Genomic DNA, 2,802 nt, shown 5'->3' on the forward strand with positions numbered 1-2,802 from the left:
GTGGCGGTGGTATGAAATAGCAAACCAGTTACTTAACAAACTAGAAACACTAAGTTTAGATGCTCGTCGTAGATTAGGAAATTATAGTAAAGATGATATTGAGCGATGGAAATCTCAGCTTAGTAGATTAAATATTAGTAGCACAGCTTTTAATGATTTAACCGATGCTCGATTTTTTTATTTATTCTCAGAACAACCTCGTGGAAAAAACATAATTGGTTTACCAATGGGTCAAATTTGGCAAGCGATCGCTACTGATACAATGAAAGCTTTACAAAGTAGAAAATCTTTAGAAGAAATTAGTTTTACACCAGGTTCATTTAGAGAAGTTGTCAATGGTAATTTACAGCCAGGAGAAGGTAAAATTTATTTAGCATGGATACAAGCAGACCAAATTTTACGCGTCAGGTTACGAGTTAATTCTCCAGAAGTTTTCTTATCTATTTATCCTCCTGAAAAGTATCGTGATAGGTCTAGAGCATTAATAGAAGATCGAAATATAAATCTATGGAGGGGTAAAACTCTAACTTCTGGTTATTATCAATTTGTAGTTGTTTCTAATTCGGATCAACCTATAGAATATTTTTTAGGAGTAGCTGCTAGAGATAGAATTAATGGTAGGTATTAGAGGAAGAAAGGGGAGTGGGGGAGTGGGGGAGTAGTAAACAGAAGAATAATATACACTTACTGCCTAATAATCGCTCTTAACTTTATTGAATTTTACTAATTACTTAATCATTAAAGTCTTGCATAAGTATAGCAGTCGAAGCAAAGGTTAGAGCAGTTATAAAACTTCTTATTTAAAATATTTTTCATCTTCCCCAATTCCGGGCAAATCATCAAACCATAATTCATCTTTATTTCCCTTCACAACAACTTTTTCAATAGTCATCGTACAAGGTTTAACTACATTAGTTTTCAAATTAATATTGAATACAACATTAATCAATGAACTTTTAGTAATACCAGTTTGACTAATAATAACAGCGACAATAAATGTTGCATTTGCAGCTTTAACAAAAGTTTCATTTGCCTGTTTTTTCAGCAGTTCAATTTGCTCTTGAAACAAAACTTGCATAATAGTTTTCTCCTGTCTATTGTTTGTTTGATTTTCTAGGTGCTTAGAGATTTTTATTCTCTGAATCAATGCTAGCTTGATTTATTTAATAGTGACGTAGATAAATGTCGAAAATAATAGTTTTTTATCTGACTATTGCAATTAAATAAACTGTTGCTTGTTTCCATAGTTGTTTGTTTTATCTATATTTTTATATTAGCAAGTTAGTTAATGGTTAGGAATTGAAGTTTGTAGAAAAACATAGATAGAAAAATGTAGATTTTTGTAGATAGTTATTGACGCTCAATAAATATATTTGTTATATTTGGCTCAAAATAACTTGATAAATACTGACACCTATGAATAAATCTTACGAATACTGGGAAAGCCCATTTCTTGATGATATGGTGATTAAGTTTGAGTTTTCTGGCAATAATGAAGTTGCTTTTATACAAAGATTACTATTAGATAATTCTCACAAAGATTGGTCAAAATTAAGTAGTGGGTTACAGAAAAACGAGAAATATGAATTTTCATCTAGTACTTTGAGAGATTGTTGGCATAAAAAAATATATCCTGTGCTGAAAAAACATAATTTTGATTATCAAGATGAAGATAATCCCAATGCACAATATCAGAAAACTTGGGAAGGTGTTAGAAAATGGTTGAAGGAAGAAATTTTTCCTGAATATATAGAAAATCTTCCACCTCAAACAACAATTGAAATTTGGAAAGAATTATGGAAACAATCAGAGGATAGTAGCAATATTTATATTAAAGAATCTGCTTCAGATAAAAAATCTGCTTCAGAAAATAATTTACCTCATCTCGGTTTAAAGACTAAGACATGGAATAATCCACAAGCTGATTGTCCATCATTTTCCATTGGGAGTAAGATTAATTATCATGTCAAATTGAGCAATGATGGCTATTTAATTGTGGCTGAAAAATTTGCTTCTGGAGAGATTTGTTGTCTTGCACCTTCTCTTTTAAATCCTACTTTTCCTGCTTGGGGAACATTTATATTACCGAAAGATAAAGACGACCCTTTTGTAGTTGAACCACCCATTGGATATGAAGAAATTATCGCCGTTTTTAGTCAAGAAGAACCGCAATTAGATTGGCTACCTAAACCTGAAGATGAGCCGTTAGAATTACAAACAGAACATCTAGCAAGTTTGTTGAATCATGTGAATAAAAATAATTGTCAATTGATGCGATATAAATATTTAATTACAGCCTAAATTTCTGAGAAACCCAGTTTCTCACTCAACTCAATACAAAATGAAAACCGACCATATATTTTATCGAATTTTCCAAGACTTACCCGAAACCTTCTTTCAATTGTGGGGAGAATTATCAGAAAACCTCAACGATTATCGTTTTGATTCAGTAGAATTAAAACAGACAGCTTTTAGAATAGACGGGGTATTTTTACCTCAAGATACTGACAAACCAATTTATTTTACAGAGGTACAATTTCAAAAAGACTCCAAAATTTATTTACGTTTATTCTCCGAGATTTTTACCTATCTTAGAGACAACGAACCGGACTTAAGGTGGCGTGCTATGATTATATTTAAAAGTCGTAGTATGGAACCGACAGAAAGACAAAGAGAATCTGTACAACCCTTTTTAGATTCTCCCCTTGTCAAGCGCATCTATCTGAATGAATTAGAAGTGAGCGAAACAACTCCTTTAGGCGTACAAATCATTCAATTAGTTGTAGCAAGGAAGAAACAATT

General features: G+C 31.8%; 3 protein-coding genes and 1 pseudogene. 3 read left to right on the forward strand and 1 reads right to left on the reverse strand.

The window, feature by feature from the left end; all coding sequences use genetic code 11:
• A pseudogene (locus AC3DU7_RS30320) lies at positions 1–628 on the forward strand (serine/threonine protein kinase); the annotation flags it as partial.
• Positions 629–796: 168 nt separating this feature from the next.
• Here AC3DU7_RS30320 and AC3DU7_RS30325 read toward each other — a convergent pair.
• Positions 797–1,078, reverse strand: a complete 282-nt coding sequence (locus AC3DU7_RS30325; RefSeq protein ID WP_488042951.1) for a hypothetical protein — start codon at positions 1,076–1,078, stop codon at positions 797–799.
• A 338-nt stretch (positions 1,079–1,416) separates the two neighbouring features.
• On the opposite strand from AC3DU7_RS30325, the gene AC3DU7_RS30330 reads away from it, so the two are divergent.
• Positions 1,417–2,301, forward strand: a complete 885-nt coding sequence (locus AC3DU7_RS30330; protein ID WP_488042952.1) for a DUF4384 domain-containing protein — start codon at positions 1,417–1,419, stop codon at positions 2,299–2,301.
• Positions 2,302–2,341: 40 nt separating this feature from the next.
• The coding region (locus AC3DU7_RS30335; protein WP_488042953.1) for an Rpn family recombination-promoting nuclease/putative transposase at positions 2,342–2,802 on the forward strand (461 nt) is incomplete at its 3' end.

The organism is Okeania sp., assembly GCF_983059655.1.